The organism is Cryobacterium sp. Y62, from assembly GCF_002929785.1.
Lineage (GTDB): Bacteria > Actinomycetota > Actinomycetes > Actinomycetales > Microbacteriaceae > Cryobacterium.
In genome coordinates, this window is the sequence record NZ_PJJK01000069.1 from 1 (window position 1) to 20,101 (window position 20,101).

A 20,101-nucleotide genomic window follows, 5' to 3' on the forward strand; every position below is an offset into this window, starting at 1 on the left:
ACCAACGAATCCACCGTCCTCGTCGCCAAAGACTGCCACGCCAACCCCCACGGCCCCGGCTGCTAACCCCAGTTACGGCGGCCAGGGTTGGCGCGCAGTCTCCCGGTCGCGACTAAGCCTCGAGGTACGCGACCGCTTCAGCTGCGGACCAACCCCCGGGGTGCGCGGCGAGCAAGGCAGTGACCCCGTCCAGGTCGGTCCCGAGCGTGACCAGAGGTAGTTCCTCGTATCCGTCGCGCCGGGTCTGGCCGAGTCCAACGTTGGCGGTGAGTGCGTTGCAGAGGCATTTGCGGCCCGCAGCCTCCTCGGCGGAGCCGCCCTTCCGCACAAAAGTCGCAACCGGTTCGGCCGGGCACCGATAGCCGAGCACTCCGGGCGTGCGTTCGTAGGGCACTCGAAGGTACCCGAGGTCGCAAAGGCGCGGCCGCTCTTCGTACACGGTGGCATCGGACAGGGTTCCGGGTAGCGTCACGACCTTGAAGGGGAAACCCGTCGAGGACGCGAGCGGGTCGGTTCGAATCTGCAGCCCGGGGCCCCCTTGATCGTCGAGCAGCTGTGCACGCAGGGTCTCGTCGAGGCCTGACTCGGCTGAGAGTGCAAAGAGTGTGCCAACCTGAACGCCGGCGGCGCCGAGCGCGCGGGCGTCAGCGACGCGCTCGGGCGTGCCGTAGCCGCCAGCTACCCAAAACGGCAGCCCGACCGCAGCGACCTTAGCCAGATCGGCGTCATCCCGGGGGCCGTAGATTGGCTGGCCGTCGTCGTCGAGGGAGCCGCGGCCGCGCGGCGGTGCGTTATGTCCGCCGGCCCGCGGGCCTTCGATAATGAAGCCATCTGGACGGGTCGATACTTCCCGGGTCAGGTAAACGGCGAGCACATGGGCGGCGACGATCGCGAGGAACCGGGGACGCTGCAGTGCGGGCAGTCCCCCACCGGTCAGGGCTTCGGGATCGAACTCGACGGAGTACCGGGCCGTGGAATCCTCGACGTGCAGGTCGAGCGAGCGGGTCTCGTGCCGGGCTAGCCCGGTGAGCAGCGCCGGAATTTCCGCGGGGATTCCGGCTCCCATCAGCACATAATCGACACCGGCCAGCATGGCGCCGTAGGCCGCGCTTGGCGTAGCCAGCTGCACCTTCTCGAGAAAATTAATCCCAACGAGTCCGTCGTGGCCTTCTTTGGCCAGCCAGACCTCGGCAAAATTCGCGACGACGCACAGCTCAAGCGATTTCGCGAGCGGATGCTGGCTGAGCTTGGCGATTGGAAGGTACGGAGTTCCGGGAACGCGACCCCCGGCCCGAAAGTACTTCTGCAACACCCGGTTAGCGATCGCCGGCACCGGGAAGTGGGCCAGCGCGCGGCGCACGTGTCCACCCTCGTCGCCGTCCTGCAGGCGCCGGACAATGACTGCATCGAGTGCGGTACCGCTCACGACACCGAGCTGCCTCGCCTGGGACACCGCCCGGGCGAGCTGCCACGAGGAGACGGCAACGCCCATGCCGCCCTGGATAATGGTGGGCAACGCCGCCGCCGGGCGCGGTGTCGCAAACGCAGTCGTCTCGAGCAGAGTCATGGGCCAACCTTTCAGGAACGGGCACCACGGCTATGGGCCCCCTCGTAGCGTATTCCGGTGCATATTCCACCTCGCGAATACGTTCCGCGGTGTTACCTGATCGGGTAGTCGCGTGCCGGAGAGCCCACGTAGAGCTGCTGCGGGCGACCGATCTTGGTAGCCGGATCCTCGTTCATCTCGCGCCAGTGCGCGACCCAGCCGGGCAACCGCCCAATCGCGAAGAGCACCGTGAACATACGGGTCGGAAAACCCATCGCCTTGTAGATGACTCCGGTATAGAAATCGACGTTGGGGTACAAACGACGTGCCTTGAAGTAATCGTCGTTGAGCGCGATGTGCTCGAGTTCCTGCGCGATGTCGAGCAGGTCGTCCTTGACACCGAGAGCGGCAAGCACCTCGTGGGCGCTCTCCTTGACGAGGGTGGCGCGCGGGTCGTAATTCTTGTAGACCCGGTGGCCGAAGCCCATGAGCTTCACGCCCTGCTCTTTGTTCTTGACGCGTTCGACGTACTTCTCAACACCCTGACCGGATGCCTGAATCTCGCCGAGCATCGCGAGCACTGCTTCGTTGGCGCCACCGTGCAGCGGGCCGAACAACGCGTTGATTCCGGCCGAAACAGACGCGAACAGGTTGGCCTCGGTCGAACCGACCATACGCACTGTCGAGGTGCTCGCGTTCTGCTCATGGTCTTCGTGCAGCATCAGCAGGCGTTCGAGCGCTTTGCTGACGACCGGGTTAACCTCGTACGGTTCGGCCATGTTGCCGAAGTTGAGCTTGAGAAAGTTGTCGACGAAGCTCAGCGAGTTATCGGGGTAGAGAAATGCCTGTCCGATGCTCTTCTTGTGCGCATAGGCGGCCATGACCGGCAGCTTGGCCAGCAGACGGATGGTCGAGATCTCGACCTGCTCCGGATCCTTCGGGTCCAACGAATCCTGATAGAACGTAGACAGTGCCGAGACGCCGGAAGCGAGGACGCTCATCGGGTGTGCCTTGTGCGGCAGGGAGTCGAAGAAGCGGCGCATATCTTCGGGCAAAAGAGTGTGATGCCGGATGCGATCGTCAAAGTTGGCCAGTTCACTCGCGCTGGGCAGCTCACCGTAGATGAGCAGCCAGGCGGTCTCAAGAAAGTTCGAGTTCTTAGCGATTTGTTCGATCGGATACCCTCGATAGCGCAAGATGCCGGCATCGCCGTCGATGTAGGTGATCGCGGAGCGGGTAGCCGCCGTGTTCACGAAACCGTAATCCAGCGTGGTGAGGCCGGTCTTCTTGGTCAGGGTGGAGATGTCGATGCTTGACACACCGTCCACGCTGGTCAGGATCGGGAACTCTGCGCTGCCGCCGGGAAAGGTAAGCGTGACCTTGTTGGGGTCAGCGCTCATCGGTTCGCCGGATGTAATGTGCTGCGCAACGTCGGTCACGGAGCCTCCTCGGTTCTCACTGACGGATGAAATGTGGCGACGCGTCACTGAGCCGGCACTTTAACTTACTGCCGTGGTCGACTCCGTCGCCACTTCAGCCTAATCTGCCCGGCCGCCTACTGTTGCATCAGCCAAGAGTTCGGGCGGTTCGTTGGTGATCATCCACAGGCCAGTCGCGCAAGCGAGCGGCGGCAGCGGCGACGCGTTCGTCGGTCGCGGTGAGCGAGAAACGTAGGTGCTCGGGGTAGACGTCGCCATAGAACGGGCCGGGTCCGGCGAGGATTCCCAGGTAGGCCATCCGTTCGATAGATTGCCAGGCTGGTCGACCCTCGGTCGCCCACAGATACAGGCCGGCTTCGCTGCGGTCAATTCGAAAACCGGCCTGTTCGAGCGCTGGGCGGAACACAGCACGGCGCGCTCGATAGCGCTCCTTTTGCACGGCGACGTGCTCGTCGTCGCCGAGGGCGGCGATCATGGCCGCCTGCAACGGTGCCGGCAGCATGAGTCCGGCGTGCCTGCGCACGGTGAGCACCTGGCCCAACACGTCGCTGTCACCGGCAGCGAAGGCCGCACGGTACCCGGCCATGTTTGACTGCTTGCTCAGAGAATAGATCGCGACGATCTTGCGCTGATCCCCATCGATGATGCGGGGGTCGAGGATACTCGGGATCGGCTCGGTGTCATATGGGGCGTCCCAGCCGAGTTCGGCGTAGCACTCATCGTTCACGATCACGGCGTCGAGTTCGCGCGCGCGGGCGACGGCGGCGCGCAGCTCGTCGACCGAGAGCACCCGCCCGTCGGGGTTGCCCGGGCTGTTCAGCCAGATCAACTTGGTCGAGTCCGGCCATTCGGCAGGGTCGTCGGAGGCTAAAGGCGTGGCGCCCGCGATGGCGGCGCCGATCGCGTAGGTCGGGTAGGCGGCAAGCGGATGCACGATCGTGTCACCCTCCCCGAGGCCGAGCATGAACGGCATGAGCGCGACGAGTTCCTTGGAACCGATCGTGGGCAGCACGTTGTTCGGCTCCAGGCCGGTCACCCCGCGGCGCCGGGCGTACCAGGCGATGATCGCCTGCTGCAAAGCGGGCGTGCCGACGGTTTGCGGGTAGGCGTGGGCATCCGTCGCCGAGCGCAGCGCCTGCTGCACCACGTCGGGCGTGGGGTCGACCGGTGAACCGATCGAGAGGTCGACGATTCCATCGGAGTGCTGGCGGGCCTGAGCGGCAAACGGGACCATCTGGTCCCAGGGGTAATCAGGGAGGGGCTTGAGCATGAAGACCGCTTAGTGCTGAACCTGCGGCGGCAGTGCGGAGATGACGGGGTGGTCCTTCGCGAGCACGCCGACCTTGGCTGCGCCGCCCGGGGAGCCGAGGTCGTCGAAGAATTCGACATTGGCCTTGTAATAGTCGGCCCATTGTTCGGGCAGGTCGTCTTCGTAGTAGATGGCTTCGACCGGGCAGACCGGTTCGCAGGCGCCGCAGTCGACGCACTCGTCCGGGTGAATATAGAGGGAGCGTTCGCCCTCATAAATGCAGTCCACCGGACATTCGTCGATGCAGGCACGATCTTTCACATCGACGCACGGAAGAGCGATCACATACGTNCTTGGGATTCCCTTCGAGAGCGGACTTCTGATTCTACGCCCCACAGCTCTGGTGCGGCGGTCGCCGGCGCGGCGGCAACTTCGGCCAGGCCAACACAAAGGCCGCGATCAAGGCCGGAACCACGGTCCACAAGGTCCCCGGCAGGCCAGCCGGCACGAGCACCGACCCACCGGAACCGCGCAGCGACAACACGAAAATCGTCACCAGCAGCCCGGCAGCTGCCAGCACAACCACGAACCGGTCGCCGATCACGAGACGCAGGCCGAGCAGCAGGGCAGCGATCGCCACGAATGCGATCGTCAGTCCGATCGGCAACGCGATGTCAAACAGCGTGAGCGTGGCCTGGTGCGCGATGGTTCCCAGCACGCCAAAAAGGATACCCACGAGAAGGCCGCCAAGACCGGCCAGCGATCGATGCGCGACCGTGAGGCGCGCAGGCCGGGAGGCGGGCGGCGGCGGAGCCGGGTGGGGAGCATCCGTTTGCAGAAAGGTTTCGGTGTCGGTGATCACGTCGGTCGTGCCGTCGGCGAGGGCGCGCAGGTGGTCGGTAACGTTCCAGCGCGCAGGGAAGTGCGCCAGCGCCCGCAGTTTCTGTTCCAGCTGAGCGCCCACGTCGATCGCCACCAGACGCTGTCCGGGCGACTGTCGCACCGTGCGGGCCAGAAACACGGGTAGGCCGGCCTCCTGTGCGGCAACGGTGGCCGCTTCGCGCAGGGCATTATCGACGGCGCCAACGACCAGGGCAGTCGCACCGAGTTCGTCAATTTCGTTTTGCAGAGCGCTGCTGATCTCCAGCCCGTGCCGCAGCTCATGCCAGCTGCGCGCGCCCAGGGCGGCCAGTGCGGCCGGCACCGCCGCGGCATCCGCTTCGGTCAACGCTGTGGCGTAGAGCACGACGACCCGCGCCCCGTCGGCGCGCAATCGGGCGATCGTGCCGCCGGTCAGCGCGGATTCATCGCCCGGTCGGTCATGCACGAACAGAATCCGCTCACCGCTGCCGGACATGACCATCATGCGCACGCACCGTTTCTGCTCTGCTGGTTGTTGATTACGGGTCCAATCGTAACTAGACACGGTAACGATCCACGGGCTAGAGTCAGTTTCGGTAAGGTTAGCCTTACCAAAATTTACGCCCGAACCCGATGAGGAACCCCCGTGCTCGCAAACTACCTGATCGGCCTGCGCGAAGGCCTTGAGGCCGCGCTGATCGTGACAATCCTCATCGCCTACGTCGTGAAGATCAACCGGCGCGACGTGCTGCCGCGCATCTGGATCGGCGTGAGCCTGGCAGTGCTCCTCGCCCTCGGCATTGGGGCTCTGCTCACCTACGGCACCTACGGGCTCTCGTTCACCGCGCAGGAGACCATCGGTGGAGTACTGTCGATCGTCGCGACCGGCCTGGTGACCTGGATGGTGTTCTGGATGCTGCGCACCGCACGCGACCTCAAGGGGCACCTGCAGGGCAACATCGACAAGCACCTCGTCGGCGCCGGCCTCGGCCTCGTTCTTGTCGCCTTTCTCGCGGTCGGCCGGGAAGGCATCGAGACCGCCCTGTTCATCTGGGCGGCCGTGCAGGCGACCGGCGCCACGACCCTGCCCCTGCTCGGCGCGGCCCTCGGTATCGCGACGGCGGTCGGTCTCGGCGTTCTGATTTATGCCGGCATGCTCAAGATCAACCTCTCGAAGTTCTTCACCTATAGCGGGGCCATTCTGATCATCGTGGCCGCCGGTGTGCTCGCCTACGGCGTGCACGACCTGCAAGAGGCCGGTATTCTGCCCGGCCTGAACGCCCTCGCCTTCAATGTGAGCGCCGCTGTTCCGCCGGACAGCTGGTACGGCACCCTGCTCAAAGGCACCCTGAACTTCTCCCCCGCCACGACCTGGCTGGAGCTGTTCGTCTGGCTGGCCTATGCCGTGCCGACCCTGACCCTCTTCATCAGAAAGAGCCGCCACGGTCGCACGAGCCCTCGCCCGGTTCAGGCCGCACTCCAGACGCCGGCGCCTGTTCCGCTTGCCGCGCACTGACTTCTCGTTTCTCTGCCAAAGGATTTTCATGCCTCATGTCTTGCGTTCTGTCCGCCTGCTTGGCGTCGGCGTTCTCGGCGTCACCCTGCTCAGCGGCTGCGTCGCCAACAACCCGGCAGCTTCGCACACGGCCCTCACCGTCGACAGCAGCGCGACGAATTGTGCGGTATCAGCGAATGAGGCGCCGGCTGGCAGCATCCGCTTCTCGGTCACCAATTCCGGTGACCAGGTGACCGAGTTCTACCTGCTCGCCGACGACGGCCGACGCATCGTCGGCGAGGCGGAGAACATCGGACCCGGCCTCAGCCGCGACCTCGTCGTGCAGCTCGACGCCGGCAGATACTTCACCGCCTGCAAGCCGGGGATGGCCGGCGACGGCGTCGGTAAGGCCGAATTCACCGCCACCAAAACGGATGCCGCTGCCACCGTCGACGTCGAGCGCGCCGCCCAGATCGACAGTGCCAACTCCGACTACGCCGTGTACGTCAGCGATCAGATCGACCAGCTCGTCACCGGCACCGACTCATTCGCTGCCGCCTATATGAATGGGGACGACGACACGGCCCGCAGCCTGTACGCGAAGACTCGCGTGCACTGGGAGCGGGTAGAGACCATCGCCGAATCGTTCGGCGATCTCGACCCCAAGCTCGACCTGCGCGAGGCCGACCTCGAAGAAGGCCAGGACTGGACCGGCTGGCACGCGATCGAGAAAGACCTCTGGCCAGCCGAGGCTGAAGCCGGGTTCGAGGCCTACAGCGCCGATAAGCGCAGAGCCCTCACCGAGCAGCTCGTCGCCGATACTCAGACCCTGCACACGAAGGTACAGGGTCTGAGTTTCACGCTGTCGCAGCAGACCAACGGTGCCATCGGCCTGCTCGATGAGGTCGCGACCGGCAAGGTCACCGGTGAAGAAGAGACCTGGTCGCACACCGACCTCTGGGATTTTCAGGCTAACGTCGATGGCGCCAGGGTGCTCTACGACGGCGTGCGCCGACTTCTGCTGCAGACGGATCCCGACCTGGCCGCTTCGCTCGACACCGAGTTCGCCTCCCTGCAGACGCTGCTCGACGCCCAGCGCGTCGGCGATGGATTCAAGCTCTACACCGACCTCACTCCGGCCGAGATTCGCGCCCTCGCCGACCAGGTCAACGCGCTCGGTGAGCCGTTGAATCAGCTCACCGCCGCGCTCGTACTGTGACGCGCAGCCTGAAGAACAGCAGCTCACGCCCGTATAGGGCCGAATCCGGCAACGAGTCGAGCGATACCTTTTCCGCCGGGCCCACGTCAGCACGCGGTCTGTCGCGGCGCGGGCTCCTCGGCCTCGCCGGGGCCGGTGTCGCCGGGATCGGGCTCGGTGTAGCCGGGGAAAGAGCTGCGGTGGCGGCGTCGTCGGCATCGGGGTCGGCATCCGCTTCGGCGGTCTACCCGTTCTACGGCAGCCAACAGGCCGGAATCGTCACGCCGGCGCAGGATCGCCTGCACTTCGCCGCCTTCGATGTCTCCGCCGGCACCACGCGCGCCGAGCTGATCGAGCTGCTGCAGGACTGGACCATCGCAGCCGCCTCGATGAGCGCTGGACGAGACGTCGGCGAGTATGGCGCGGTCTCCGGCCCGTACGACGCGCCGCCTGAAGATTCTGGCGAGGCGCAAGGCTTGCCAACGGCTGGGCTCACGATCACGTTCGGTTTCGGTCCGACCCTGTTTGAAACAGCGGATGGCGTCGATCGCTTCGGCATCATCAGCCGCCGGCCGGCCGGGCTGACGCCGCTTCCGCACTTTCCCGGCGACGACCTCGACGAGGGCCGAAGCGACGGCGACCTGTGTATCCAGGCCTGCTCGAACGACCCCCAGGTGGCCGTGCACGCCATTCGCAACCTGTCCCGCATCGCGTTCGGGCGGGCTGGCCTGCGCTGGTCCCAGCTCGGCTTCGGGCGCACCTCGTCGACGTCAACGACCCAGGCCACCCCGCGCAACCTGTTCGGATTCAAGGACGGCACCTCCAACATCAAGGCCGAAGAGCCGGAGGTCGTCACTGACCAGGTCTGGGTGTCGGTGTCCGACGGCCCGGCGTGGCTGGCTGGCGGCTCCTACCTGGTGGCGCGGCGCATCCGCATGACCATCGAGACCTGGGACCGCTCGTTTCTGAGCGAGCAAGAGGCCGTGTTCGGTCGCACCAAGGGGTCAGGGGCACCGCTCTCCGGCGGCACCGAATTCACCGAACCCGACTTCGTTCTGGCCGGGCGGGAAGACCAGCCGCTCATCAGCGCCGCCGCGCACGTGCGGCTCGCGCATTCGACCCAGAACAGGGGCATTAAAATACTGCGCCGCGGCTACAACTTCGTCGACGGCAATGACGAACTGGGCCGGCTCGAAGCCGGGCTGTTCTTCATCAGCTTTCAACGGTCACCCGCCCAGTTCACTGCGGTGCAACTCAACCTCGCCAAGCACGACGCACTCAACGAATACATTCGGCACGTCGGCAGCGCCCTGTTCGCCGTTCCCGGCGGTATCCCCGACGGTAGTTTCGTCGGCGCAGCCCTGTTCGCCTAACGACTCAAAGACAAAAGACCCAAAAACCCAAAAAGTGGATGCTGCACTCGCGTCTCCGCGTGATCTCACGTCGTCACGCCACCGAGCGGTGAGTTTCGGGGCCATTTAGCTTTGTCGACGATTTTGGGACCGTGACTCCCGGGTCGGCGAGAGGTAACGCGGGAAGCCCCCGCAGCCGAGGCTGCGAGGGCTTCTGCGAGAAAGCAGGTAAGAGTTAGTTCGCGTCCATCTTCTTCACGCGTGAAACCTGACGTGAGCGAGCGGATGCCGTCAGCTCGACCTTGCGAATACGCACGGCGGCCGGGGTGACCTCGACACACTCGTCTTCGCGAGCGAATTCGAGGCACTGCTCGAGCGAAAGCACCTTGGGCGGTGTCATCGACTCGAACGTGTCGGAGCTGGACTGACGCATGTTGGTCAGTTTCTTTTCCTTGGTGATGTTCACGTCCATGTCGTCGGCGCGCGAGTTCTCGCCGATGACCATGCCCTCGTAGACCTCGGAGGTCGGCTGCACGAAGAACGACATGCGCTCCTGCAGGTTGATGATCGCGAACGGGGTGACCGCGCCGGAACGGTCGGCCACGATAGAACCGTTCGTGCGGGTGTTGATAGTGCCGGCCCAAGGCTCGTAGCCGTGCAGGATTGCATTGGCGATACCGGTACCGCGCGTGTCGGTGAGGAACTGGGTGCGGAAGCCGATCAGGCCGCGCGACGGAACGATGAATTCCATGCGAACCCAGCCGGTGCCGTGGTTCGCCATGTTCTCCATGCGACCCTTGCGGGCGGCGAGCAGCTGCGTGATGGCGCCGAGGTACTCTTCGGGAGCGTCAATGGTGAGGTGTTCGAACGGCTCGTGCACCTTGCCGTCAACGCGCTTCACAACTACCTGCGGCTTACCGACGGTGAGTTCGAAGCCCTCGCGGCGCATCTGCTCGACCAGGATGGCGAGGGCCAGTTCTCCACGACCCTGCACCTCCCAGGCGTCCGGACGTCCGATGTCGACGACCTTGAGTGAGACGTTTCCGACGAGTTCGCGGTCGAGGCGGTCCTTGACCATGCGGGCGGTGAGCTTGTGGCCCTTGACCTTACCCATGAGCGGCGAGGTGTTGGTACCGATGGTCATCGAGATGGCCGGGTCGTCGACCGTGATGGTCGGCAATGGGCGCACGTCATCTGGGTCGGCGAGGGTTTCACCAATGGTGATGTTCTCGATACCGGCGACGGCCACGATGTCGCCGGGGCCGGCGCTCTCGGTCGGGTAGCGGTCAAGCGCCTTGGTGATGAGCAGCTCGGTGATCTTCACGTTGCTGACGGTGCCGTTCTGCTGCACCCAAGCCACGGTCTGGCCCTTCTTGATGGTGCCCTGGAAGATGCGCAGCAGCGCGAGGCGGCCGAGGAACGGCGAGGCGTCGAGGTTGGTGACGTGCGCTTGAAGGGGGTGCGTGTCATCGTAGGTCGGTGCCGGGATGTGCTTGAGGATCGCATCGAACAACGGCTCGAGGTCGTCATTGTCGGGCAGTGTGCCGTCTTCGGGCTTATTCCAGCTGGCAGCACCGTTACGACCGGAGGCGTAGACGACGGGAACGTCGAGGACGGCGTCGAGGTCAAGGTCGGGAAAGTCGTCGGCCATGTCGCTCGCGAGGCCGATGAGCAGGTCCTGGCTCTCGGCCACGACCTCATCGATGCGCGCGTCAGGACGGTCGGTCTTGTTGACCAGGAGAATGACGGGGAGCTTGGCCTCAAGCGCCTTGCGGAGCACAAAGCGGGTCTGCGGCAGCGGACCCTCTGAGGCGTCAACCAGCAGAACGACGCCGTCAACCATGGACAGGCCACGTTCGACCTCACCACCGAAGTCAGCGTGGCCCGGGGTATCGATCACGTTGATGGTGATGGGACCCTCAGTCGCGTGGATGCCCTTGTACGAAACCGCCGTGTTCTTGGCGAGAATCGTGATGCCCTTTTCGCGCTCGAGTTCGTTCGAGTCCATCGCGCGCTCTTCGACGTGGGAGTGGTCCGCGAAGGAGTCGGTCTGCTTGAGCATCGCGTCGACCAGGGTTGTCTTACCGTGGTCAACGTGAGCAACGATTGCAACATTTCGGAGGTTATTGCGTGTAGCAATCGCCATAAAAATAGATCCTTACGAAGAATGAGTGCCGCAGAGTTTCGCGCGCGACGAAGAATGGATACCAGGGGTCATAATGTGACCCAAAGTACTATCCTACCGTATGGTTTCGACGCTCCGGCGGGGAAACTAGTCACGCTCTTGGGGAAGGCCCTGCGTTTCTCTGACTCGCCGGGTTCTGACTGGTGCCAGGCGGTCGTGGTCAGGGCTGAGCGGGGATCCAGCTGTTGCCTGTAGGGGCGTCGAGTAGGACTTCGAACTCGTTCACTGCCTGTTTCCTGGCCGTGGACATCACGGAACGGATGACCACGATGTGTTCTGCGCCTGCGATTGAGCGTAGACATCCCGAGATTTTTTGGCGGAACTTGACCATTCTGATGTCGCGTTCGGCCTGATTTTTTCCGAACGAAACCGTGAAGTCGGTGGTGAAGCACAGCACGTCGGCTTGGTGTAGCCCCAACCTGTTGAGAAGTCGCCGCGGCTCCGCTTGCGTTATACGGTCCCCGGTTTTTGGGTGAACGAGGGCCGGAACTGTTCATCACCGGTCGTGGCGATTTCCGCATATCCCTGGCGGACTGCTTTGAGCGCTGCGTTCGAGACGCCGGTGTCTCCGCGGGCTTTGGCCGCTTAAACTTGCTGATGCGTGCCGAAGAGGAATTCGCTCATCCGTTTCGCCCACCCCGCCTCTGGGGTGTCTTCAGTGATTCTCTGTAACTCGCGGAGGTGGTGGGCGTTGCATAAACCATGGCTTGCGGCGGTGAAGGTTTTGTTGGGCTCCTACCCGTCGTGGACCATGACCCCGGTGAATGACTGCAGCACCCCACCGTTCAACATGCCCGCCAGTCCCCGTTTCGGGTCGATATGGAACACGGGGTTCTGGAACAGATCGTTGAGCACTGCCGCGGTGCGGGCAGCTGCAGATAGTGCACGTTGATCAGGTAAGCGCAGACCGCGCGCACCCTCGTTCCGTAGGACACCGCACATTTTACGTCAGCCGGGAACACGCCCGTGGTAACGATGTCACACCGGCATAGCTTCTCGATCCGTCGGTGCTCGACAGTTTCCGCCCTGATCGGCGCGACGTCAACGACTTGCCGCTTCGCAGCGATGGTCCAGGTCACGCCATGCGATGAACTCCCACAGCCGCGGCAGCTGGTGGGTTTATAGCGGAGAACCCAGCCGGTATTGTCGTCATCGACCCGAAGCGCCACTGCCGCCGCCCTGTTTTCTCTGCGGTTTACCGGAAGATTCACGAAGCGATCGGGCCTTGCTGGCGGTCTTGCTGAAGCTGTCCGTGCTGGGCGGTTTCGAGCAGATTATCGAGTTCTTATCCAGCCGGGAACCCAACGTGGCATTCTCTTGCTCGAGACGATCAACCCGTTTCTCCAATCGATCAACTCTCGCTTTGAACTCCGCCTGGTCACCAACGTTTCCTTTCATCAGGTCGGCGACCGTGCAAAGTAACTCGCCATGCAGGGGAACCCTGACGATGACGTCATCGTTGCAGAGACAAAGTCCAAAATATTCTTGAATCGCCGACAACTGCAAAACCCACCACAGAGAACCTGACTTGTAACCCGCCGGGATCCGCCGGTCGAGGCTCTCCCGTCAGTCGACCGCAGTGCGCATCAGGGCAAGTCGCAGCTGCCGTCGATCGCGCTGCGCGTCGGGGTCCGGCACGGGAATTGCCGCAATGAGTCGCTGGGTATACGGGTTCGCCGGTGCTCGCAGAACGTCGTCACGTGAACCGGTCTCCACGATCCTCCCCTTGTGCATGACGGCAATGCGGTCGGCCATGATGTCGATCACGGCGAGGTCGTGGCTGATGAACAGGCAGGCGAATTTCATTCTCTCCTGCAGTTCTTTGAGCAGTGTCAGGACTGTCGCCTGCACTGAAACATCCAGAGCGGATGTCGGCTCGTCAGCGACCAGCAGGAGCGGGCTCAGGCTTAGAGCCCTGGCGATACCGACCCGCTGCTTCTGCCCGCCAGACAATTCGTGCGGGTACCGGTTGCGGTACGACCGTGGCAGTTGCACGCTGTCCAGGAGCTCCTCGACCCGCAAGCCGAGAGCCTTTCCGCGCGCTTCACCCGCGAGCTTGAGCGGCTCACCAATGCTGTCGCCGATGGAGAGGCGCGGATTGAGTGAGGAGGACGGATCCTGGAACACGATTCCGACGCGGCGACGAAGCCCGCGCAAGTCCTTGCTCGAGGCATGGCTAATGTCGCGTCCGGTCACGATGAGCGAGCCCTCTGAAATGGGCTGCAGTCCGACGGCGGCTCGCCCGACGGTTGTTTTGCCTGATCCGGACTCGCCGACGAGGCCGAGAACCTCACCGGGGCTGATGCTCAGGGAGACGCGGTCAACGGCCTTGAACGCCTTGATCTTGCGGCGTTGACCGAACTCCACAGAAATATCGTCCATACGCAGGGCTGCGTCGGGTGATCCCGGCCGGTCGGCGCGTGTGGTCCGGTCGGTGGTCGTGACGGGGCCCTGTTCCAGTGCCTCCATGAGCGCGGCCGACACGTCGATGGCACCGGTCGCGTCGTCCGGGCCGAAACCGAACCCGAGACGGGGCACGGCCGCCAGCAACGCTCGCGTATATGGGTGCTTAGGGGCAGAGAAGATCTGATGCACCTCCCCCGCCTCTACGATCTCTCCGTCTTTCATGACCACGATGTCGTCGGCGAGGTCGGCGACGACACCCATGTCGTGGGTGATCAGCAGGACGGCACTATTGAGCTTGTCGCGCAGGTCGCGCAGCAGCTCAAGGATCTCGGCCTGCACCGTGACGTCGAGTGCCGTAGTCGGCTCGTCGGCGATGAGCAGCATCGGGTCGCAGGACAACGCCTGCGCGATCATGGCCCGCTGCCGCTGACCACCGGAGAGCTGGTGCGGATAGGAGTTGTAGGCCTTCTCAGGGTCGGGCAATTCGACCATGGTAAGCAGTTCGATAGCTCGAACACGCGCGTCAATGGGGCGCATTCCGGTGTGCACCCGAAGTGTCTCAACGATCTGGAACCCGATCGTGAACACCGGGTTGAGCGCCGTCATGGGCTCCTGGAAGATTGCGGCGACCTTGGCTCCACGCACCTGCCGCATGTGGCCGGAGGTCAGGCCACGCAGTTCCTCGCCGTCGAGTTTGATACTGCCGGTCACCCGGGAGTTCCGGGGAAGCAGGTCGAGGATGGCCATTGAGCTCGCGCTCTTACCCGACCCCGATTCGCCGACCACCGCGAGAATCTGACCGCGCCGGATCGAGTACGAGAGATTCTTCGCCGCCGGCACCCAGTCGCGTCCCACACCGAACTCAACGCCGACTTTGATCATTTCGAGCACCGGAGCGGTACCGGGCTCAGGAGCGGTTACTGAAATGTGAGTGGTCATTTGAGGACCTTCTTCTGGCGACGTGGGCGGAACCGGCGCTGACGCGGGTCGAACGCGTCGCGCAGTCCGTCGCCAATGAAGTTGATGCAGAGGGCGAGCGTGATGATGAACAGGCCCGGCCACCAGAACAGCCAAGGCCGATGCGCGAACGACGATTGATTTTCGCTGATAAGTCGTCCGAGCGACACGTCTGGCGGGCGCACGCCCAACCCGAGAAACCCGAGGGCAACCTCGAGCAGAATAGCGCCGGCCATCAGCAGTGTCGCCGCAACGATGACCACGCCGATGGCGTTGGGGAGGATGTGTTTGAAGATGATGCGTGCGTCGGATGCCCCCGCAACGCGAGCGGCCTCGACGAACTCGCGCTCCCGCAGGGTGAAGAATTCACCGCGAACCAGTCGAGCCAGAGTCGTCCAGGTGAACAGGCCGAGGAGAATTCCGAGGATGACCGGACCATCGATGGCACCTCCGAGCGTGCTCGCGATCGAGCCGACGAGGGCGCCGATCACGATCACCGGGATGATGATGATGAGGTCGGTGAACCTCATCAAGATGGCGTCGATGACGCCGCGATAGTAGCCGGCAACGGCCCCAATGACGGTGCCAATCACAGTGGCCAGGATGCCCACAATGAACATGACCGTCAACGAATTTTGTATGCCGCGCATGGTCATGGCGAAGTAGTCCTTGCCAATACGGTCTTGGCCGAACGGATGCTCGCCGAGAAAGACGCCCTCACCCCCGAGCCATTGTGGCACCACAGACATAGTCGGCCGGCCGCCGTCGATGAGCGGGTTGAGCTGGTTATAGGTGAGGTGCCACCAACCCGGTATCGACCCGACACCAACCACTGACCATGACAGCACGGTGATGAACGCGACGATCAGGATCGACACGAGCGCGATTTTGTGCTCAACGAACCGACCAAAGATCAGGCGGGCCTGGCTGTGACCGACCTGTTCGGTCTTCTTTTCCGTCTCGAGCACCTGCGTCATCAGTGGGTCCTCACTCTCGGGTCAAGCGCCGCATACGATAGATCGGCGATCAGGTTGGCGATCAATGCGACGATGGAGACCACCACGAAGTAGGCCATAACGGGGTTGGGGTCGACGTTGCTCAGTGAGCGGATGAACAGTTGCCCCATTCCGCTGATGGCAAACACCTGTTCTGTGATGATCGCGCCACCGATGATGGCGCCGATGTCGGCCGCGACGAGCGTCGCGAGCGGGATGAGGGCGTTGCGGAAGGCGTGTCGAACAATGACGGTTCGTTCGTCGAGCCCCTTAGCTCGGGCCGTTCTGATGTAGTCCTGGTCGAGCACATCGAGCATGCCGGAGCGAACGTATCGGGTGTAACCGGCCAGTGAGATCAGCGTGAGCGAAATCGTGGGCAGCAGAAAATGCGTGAAGGTATCGATCCCCATGATCCAGATATCACCATCCAGCGTCGGTGTGCTCGATCCGACCGTGGCGATGGGACGACCACCGATGGCACGGTCGGCGGTGTACAGGGCCCAGGACTGCATGAAGCGATCAATGAGCAGCAGCCCACCGGATAACACCGCGGTAATCGCGCCGATGCGCATGCTGACGGCGCGATCGTCGCCGCCGACGAGCCATCCGCTGGCCAGTCCCACCACGAGGGTGGCGACGACGAGAATGCTGATCGTGGCCCAACTCGACATGTCGAACAGGTTCTGCAGGGTGAAGTAGGCGATGACGGCCAGGCCGGCGTTAATGAGGGCGGTGGTCATGGCGCGGCGGTCCTTGAACCCGGCAATGAGCCCGGTGACCAAAACCGCGATGCCGAACGCTGATACGGCGATCATCACCGCTCCAAGCCCCGGGTTGCGGAACCAGTCACTCAAGTTGAAGAACACCAGCAGTGCGGTCGTTGCCAGCCCGGAAATGACAAAGACGATTACGCGACGCCGCCGCGGGCCGGCGACCATGGCCTGCCAGATGATTCCGGCAACCACGGCGATTCCCAGAATGGCTGGCAAGGAGATCACCGGTTGGGCCAGAAAGTCGTTGAAGCCGATCGCGAGGAATTCCTTGAGCAGGACAGCGATCCAAAAGGCCGGCATCGAAAACAGCAGAAAGATGATGAACGTGACCGAGTAGTCGAATCCGGTGTTGTGTCGCAGGGCCGAGACGATGCCGATCGTGATCCCAACGACGATCGCTAGGAGCGTGGCGCCCGTGATCAGCTGAATCGTGGAGTCCAGGGCCATCGGGATCAGGTCGGTGACCGGCTGGTTGAGGATGTTCACGCCGAGATCGCAGGAATTGGCCATCGGGATGAGGCACTTTGCAGCTCCGGCAAGCCAGCCAAAATAGCGCAAGGGCGCCGGCACATCGAGGTTGAGTTGGTCGGAACGCAGCTGAATGAGCAGGTCCCGGTTGGGGTCGCGGCTGCCGCGAAGTTCCTCGAGCGGATCGCCCGAGAGCGCCGTCAGAATGTACATGATAAAAGATGCTCCGAGTAGGAGCAGGGCGGAGACGAAAACTCGCCTAACAATAAAGCTCAACATTGCTCTAATGAACCTCGCTTGGCCGGGTAGACGGAGCGACATCTTTGTCGTCCGTCGGTCTACGCATGGAAACGTGCAACCCCGCACAGGGCGCGGGTCAGATCGGGGTCGAACACGAGCGGAAGGTAGGTGCGTCGGGGATCGTGATCCCCGACGCACCTATGTTATCTGCGCTGAGCTAGCTCAGTGGCACTAGTTACCTACGAACGGATGCCGGAATCTGGTTACGCAGCCATCGTCCAATCCCAGAAGTTCCAGATCGGGCCAGTCTGCCAAGGGCTGTACTCAATACCGTCGACGTTCGGGCCAAAGGCGATCACGCCGGGCAGGATGTACATCGGAAGTCCGAAACCACCCGCCCAGAGCGCCTTCTCCACCCCAACCTGCAGTTCGACCTGAGTCTCGGCGTCGGTCGTTGCCAGGAGCTGGTCCATCAGGGCATCCGCTGCCGGGTCACTGAAGCCACCGAAGTTGCTGTCTGACGCGGAGTCGAACAGCTGAGGAACGCCGAGCACTCCAGCACCGACGGTGCTCCAGCCAAAGATGAAGGCATCCCAGGTCTCGGGAAGTGCGAGGGCGTCGCCCCACTGGTCGGCCGGAAGGCCACCGTCAACGACGATGAAACCGGCTTCAGCAGCCGAAGCCTGAATGGCCAGGAACGCGTCGACCCTGTTGGTGTTGGCGTTGCTGTAGGCCAGCCGAACTGTCGGTGTGGCACCGGCGAGCAAGGCGGTAGCACCAGAAATGTCAACCGTGTCGTAGGCGTCTGAGCCGTTGGTCGAGGTGGCCTCGTCGTAGCCATTCACGCCCGGGAAGAAGATCTGAGAGTTGAGCAGTTCGGCTTCTGGGTCGAGCGGGCGAATGATCGCGTCGAGAATCTGTTCGCGCGGGATGGTCTTCAGGAAGGCCTCCCGCACATTGGCGTCGGCGAAAACTCCACCGGCGGCAAAGTTCAGGTCGACGTGGTCGTAGCTGCCGGTATCGCCGGTCAGCACCTTGACACCGGTGAGAGCCTCAAGCGACGACAGCGTGTCCGCCGATGCCTGTGGGTTGATGATGTCAACCTCACCGTTCTGCAACGCCTGAACCTGAGCGTTCGCGTCGGCGATGAACCGCACGACGATCTGGTCGATGCCGACAGGCGCCAAGTCGCCGGTGTAGGTGTCGTTGACGGAGAGAGTGACCGACTGTGCCGGGTCCCACGATGAGACCACGAACGGGCCGGACGACAGGTACAACGAGGAATCGCTCGGGAGCGACGAAGTCGCGTAACCATTGTTCCAGAAATCAGCGACGGCCCGCAGGTCTGCGTTGGTCTCGACCGGAGCGTCGACGTTGCCCTCGGTTGCGGCTTCCAGAATAGCGATCATGCCATCCGGCTCGAAGCCGGCCTGCTCGGCCAGCACGTGCGCCGGAACGCTCATCGGTGAGAACAACGTCCAATCGGCATAGGGACCGGAGTAGGTGACGGTGATCGACTTGCCGTCATCTCCGACCTCGGGGAACGCCATCTGGTCGAGGCCGGTCGTGCTGCCGGCCGGGCTGAAGTAGGTCGTGCCGATGGTGGCTTCAGCATCGGCGTCATCGAAGTAGCCGGACTGCGCGGCCCAGCCAAGGAGCATGTCATCGGCGTCGATGGATTCCCCGTCGGACCAGACAACGTCGTCATTGACGGTGTACTTGACCGACAGCGGGTCTTCAGAAAGGAGCTCGACCGTGCCGAACCCCTCGTCATACACCAACGAAGCGGTGTCGTCGAGGTGAAAGAAGTCCCCCTGGGTGAAGTAGTCAAGCTGGTTGTTGATGTCGACGTTTCCGTCTGCCGTCCCGGTGTTGAACGAGCTGAGCTCGTTGACCTCGGCAATGCGCACGGTTCCGCCGGACTCCGCGGGCGTTTCGAGGTCATCAGTAGTGGTGCAACCCGCCAAGAAAAGCGAAGCGACACCCGCTATTGCGCCGGCCACGGCCAGGCGCTTTACGTGTGGTGTTGAAATGAACAAATTTTCCTCCTGTGCAGTGTGTGTGCAAATGACGGCGGCGCATTTTTTTGTCGCGCCGCCGCCCTGGTGGTGCTTCGACCCTAGGGCGGCTGTAGTGCGCCAAACGAGCAAGGTACGAAACGTTACACACTGGTAACTCAAATACACGCTTTCTATGAATTATTCTCATAAAAAAGACAAAATATCTGTATATTGCTCCCAAGCACTCCCGTTTTGCGGGCGCGCTGAGATATAATACAGGCCGGTTTAGCGTTGCGGTCGGCGAGGCTTACAAACGGTTCGCGCTTTTTGCACACTCTGCGACGAAAAACGATTTCGTCGCAGAAGCTAGAACACGCTCCAGGCTTGACTACTCGTCGATCCCCGCAGCCAGCAACTCGCGACGCAGCTCCCGGCGGGCACGCTGTTCGGCCGGATCGGAGAACGGAGCGGTCGCGAGCAGCCGCTGGGTGTACGGGTCTTTCGGGTAGCGCAGAATCTCGTCTCGAGTGCCGGTTTTCACGATGCGGCCGTGGTGCATTACGGCAATTCGATCGGCGAGCACGTCGATGACCGCGAGGTCGTGGGTAATGAACAGGCAGGCGAAGTCCACCTGCTTCTGCAGCGACTGTATGAGTTGGAACACGCGAGCATGCACCGACACGTCAAGGGCGCTGGTTGGTTCTTCAGCAATGAGCATCTTCGATTCGAGCGAGAGTGCGCAGCCGGTGAATCTCCTCCGGTTAGCCTTCGAGAGGTCATGTTCGGCCACATTCAGCCTGCTCTCGGTGATCGACAGCAGCGCGATGGCCGCACAACCGAGCGTGGTCTTGCCGGAGCACATCTCACCCCGTTACCTTGTTTGTAACCTCGGATGGTGTGAGTATCTGAGGGAGTTGGCCTGTCGGGTCCGGCATGA

At 63.0% G+C, this 20,101-nt stretch carries 14 protein-coding genes and 2 pseudogenes; 3 read left to right on the forward strand and 13 right to left on the reverse strand.

Features of this window, described 5'->3' with window-relative positions:
* Positions 1 to 112 precede the first annotated feature (112 nt).
* The 5 genes from CXY71_RS02010 to CXY71_RS02030 form a co-directional block, all read right to left on the reverse strand.
* A complete protein-coding gene (locus tag CXY71_RS02010; RefSeq protein WP_233204340.1) occupies positions 113 to 1,567 on the reverse strand; it encodes a nitronate monooxygenase in 1,455 nt (484 codons plus the stop codon).
* A 92-nt stretch (positions 1,568 to 1,659) separates the two neighbouring features.
* Positions 1,660 to 2,946, reverse strand: a complete 1,287-nt coding sequence (locus CXY71_RS02015) for a citrate synthase (RefSeq protein WP_104134055.1) — start codon at positions 2,944 to 2,946, stop codon at positions 1,660 to 1,662.
* A gap of 166 nt (positions 2,947 to 3,112) precedes the next feature.
* Entirely contained in the window at positions 3,113 to 4,255 is a 1,143-nt protein-coding gene (gene dapC, locus CXY71_RS02020; RefSeq protein WP_104134045.1) for a succinyldiaminopimelate transaminase, read from the reverse strand.
* A 9-nt stretch (positions 4,256 to 4,264) separates the two neighbouring features.
* Entirely contained in the window at positions 4,265 to 4,594 is a 330-nt protein-coding gene (fdxA, locus tag CXY71_RS02025) for a ferredoxin (RefSeq protein ID WP_104134056.1), read from the reverse strand.
* A gap of 25 nt (positions 4,595 to 4,619) precedes the next feature.
* Positions 4,620 to 5,600, reverse strand: a complete 981-nt coding sequence (locus CXY71_RS02030; RefSeq protein WP_104134046.1) for a DUF6113 family protein — start codon at positions 5,598 to 5,600, stop codon at positions 4,620 to 4,622.
* A gap of 141 nt (positions 5,601 to 5,741) precedes the next feature.
* Here CXY71_RS02030 and efeU point away from each other — a divergent pair, with 141 nt between their 5' ends.
* The 3 genes from efeU to efeB all read left to right on the forward strand — a co-directional run bounded on the left by efeU (position 5,742) and on the right by efeB (position 9,161).
* Positions 5,742 to 6,611, forward strand: a complete 870-nt coding sequence (gene efeU / locus CXY71_RS02035; RefSeq protein WP_104134047.1) for an iron uptake transporter permease EfeU — start codon at positions 5,742 to 5,744, stop codon at positions 6,609 to 6,611.
* A 28-nt stretch (positions 6,612 to 6,639) separates the two neighbouring features.
* The gene (efeO, locus tag CXY71_RS02040; RefSeq protein WP_104134048.1) at positions 6,640 to 7,809 is read left to right on the forward strand and encodes an iron uptake system protein EfeO; all 1,170 of its coding nucleotides are present in this window, start codon (positions 6,640 to 6,642) and stop codon (positions 7,807 to 7,809) included.
* A 98-nt stretch (positions 7,810 to 7,907) separates the two neighbouring features.
* On the forward strand, positions 7,908 to 9,161 hold the full coding sequence (gene efeB / locus CXY71_RS02045) for an iron uptake transporter deferrochelatase/peroxidase subunit (protein WP_233204342.1): 1,254 nt from the start codon (positions 7,908 to 7,910) through the stop codon (positions 9,159 to 9,161).
* 214 nt (positions 9,162 to 9,375) lie between these two features.
* On the opposite strand, the gene typA is transcribed toward efeB, so the two are convergent.
* From typA to CXY71_RS02080, 8 genes and pseudogenes are all read right to left on the reverse strand, one after another.
* Positions 9,376 to 11,286 carry a translational GTPase TypA gene (gene typA / locus CXY71_RS02050; protein WP_104134049.1) on the reverse strand — a complete coding sequence of 637 codons (1,911 nt, stop codon included), beginning with the start codon at positions 11,284 to 11,286 and terminating at the stop codon, positions 9,376 to 9,378.
* Positions 11,287 to 11,557: 271 nt separating this feature from the next.
* A pseudogene (locus CXY71_RS21710) lies at positions 11,558 to 11,779 on the reverse strand (transposase); the annotation flags it as partial.
* 695 nt (positions 11,780 to 12,474) lie between these two features.
* A complete protein-coding gene (locus CXY71_RS20520) occupies positions 12,475 to 12,825 on the reverse strand; it encodes a DUF6444 domain-containing protein (protein WP_146072717.1) in 351 nt (116 codons plus the stop codon).
* Positions 12,826 to 12,891: 66 nt separating this feature from the next.
* Entirely contained in the window at positions 12,892 to 14,670 is a 1,779-nt protein-coding gene (locus CXY71_RS02060) for an ABC transporter ATP-binding protein (protein WP_104134051.1), read from the reverse strand.
* The gene (locus CXY71_RS02065; protein WP_104134052.1) at positions 14,667 to 15,665 is read right to left on the reverse strand and encodes an ABC transporter permease; all 999 of its coding nucleotides are present in this window, start codon (positions 15,663 to 15,665) and stop codon (positions 14,667 to 14,669) included. The genes CXY71_RS02060 and CXY71_RS02065 overlap by 4 nt, the downstream gene beginning before the upstream one ends.
* Entirely contained in the window at positions 15,665 to 17,203 is a 1,539-nt protein-coding gene (locus tag CXY71_RS02070; RefSeq protein ID WP_104134053.1) for an ABC transporter permease, read from the reverse strand. The genes CXY71_RS02065 and CXY71_RS02070 overlap by 1 nt, the downstream gene beginning before the upstream one ends.
* 224 nt (positions 17,204 to 17,427) lie before the next feature.
* Positions 17,428 to 19,203: an ABC transporter family substrate-binding protein gene (locus CXY71_RS02075; protein WP_233204341.1), complete on the reverse strand. Its 1,776-nt coding sequence runs from the start codon at positions 19,201 to 19,203 to the stop codon at positions 17,428 to 17,430.
* Between the two features lie 349 nt (positions 19,204 to 19,552).
* Positions 19,553 to 19,903 (reverse strand): annotated as a pseudogene (locus CXY71_RS02080) (glutathione ABC transporter ATP-binding protein); the annotation flags it as partial.
* Positions 19,904 to 20,101 lie beyond the last annotated feature (198 nt).

What these genes read in the sequence shown, in the direction of transcription:
- CXY71_RS02030 (WP_104134046.1), bottom strand. Translation starts at nt 5,600, where the DNA reads ATGATGGTCATGTCCGGCAGCGGTGAGCGGATTCTGTTCGTGCATGAC.
- CXY71_RS02060 (WP_104134051.1), bottom strand. Translation starts at nt 14,670, where the DNA reads ATGACCACTCACATTTCAGTAACCGCTCCTGAGCCCGGTACCGCTCCG.
- CXY71_RS02010 (WP_233204340.1), bottom strand. Translation starts at nt 1,567, where the DNA reads ATGACTCTGCTCGAGACGACTGCGTTTGCGACACCGCGCCCGGCGGCG.
- typA (WP_104134049.1), bottom strand. Translation starts at nt 11,286, where the DNA reads ATGGCGATTGCTACACGCAATAACCTCCGAAATGTTGCAATCGTTGCT.
- CXY71_RS02065 (WP_104134052.1), bottom strand. Translation starts at nt 15,665, where the DNA reads ATGACGCAGGTGCTCGAGACGGAAAAGAAGACCGAACAGGTCGGTCAC.
- dapC (WP_104134045.1), bottom strand. Translation starts at nt 4,255, where the DNA reads ATGCTCAAGCCCCTCCCTGATTACCCCTGGGACCAGATGGTCCCGTTT.
- efeO (WP_104134048.1), top strand. Translation starts at nt 6,640, where the DNA reads ATGCCTCATGTCTTGCGTTCTGTCCGCCTGCTTGGCGTCGGCGTTCTC.
- CXY71_RS02015 (WP_104134055.1), bottom strand. Translation starts at nt 2,946, where the DNA reads ATGAGCGCTGACCCCAACAAGGTCACGCTTACCTTTCCCGGCGGCAGC.
- CXY71_RS02070 (WP_104134053.1), bottom strand. Translation starts at nt 17,203, where the DNA reads ATGTTGAGCTTTATTGTTAGGCGAGTTTTCGTCTCCGCCCTGCTCCTA.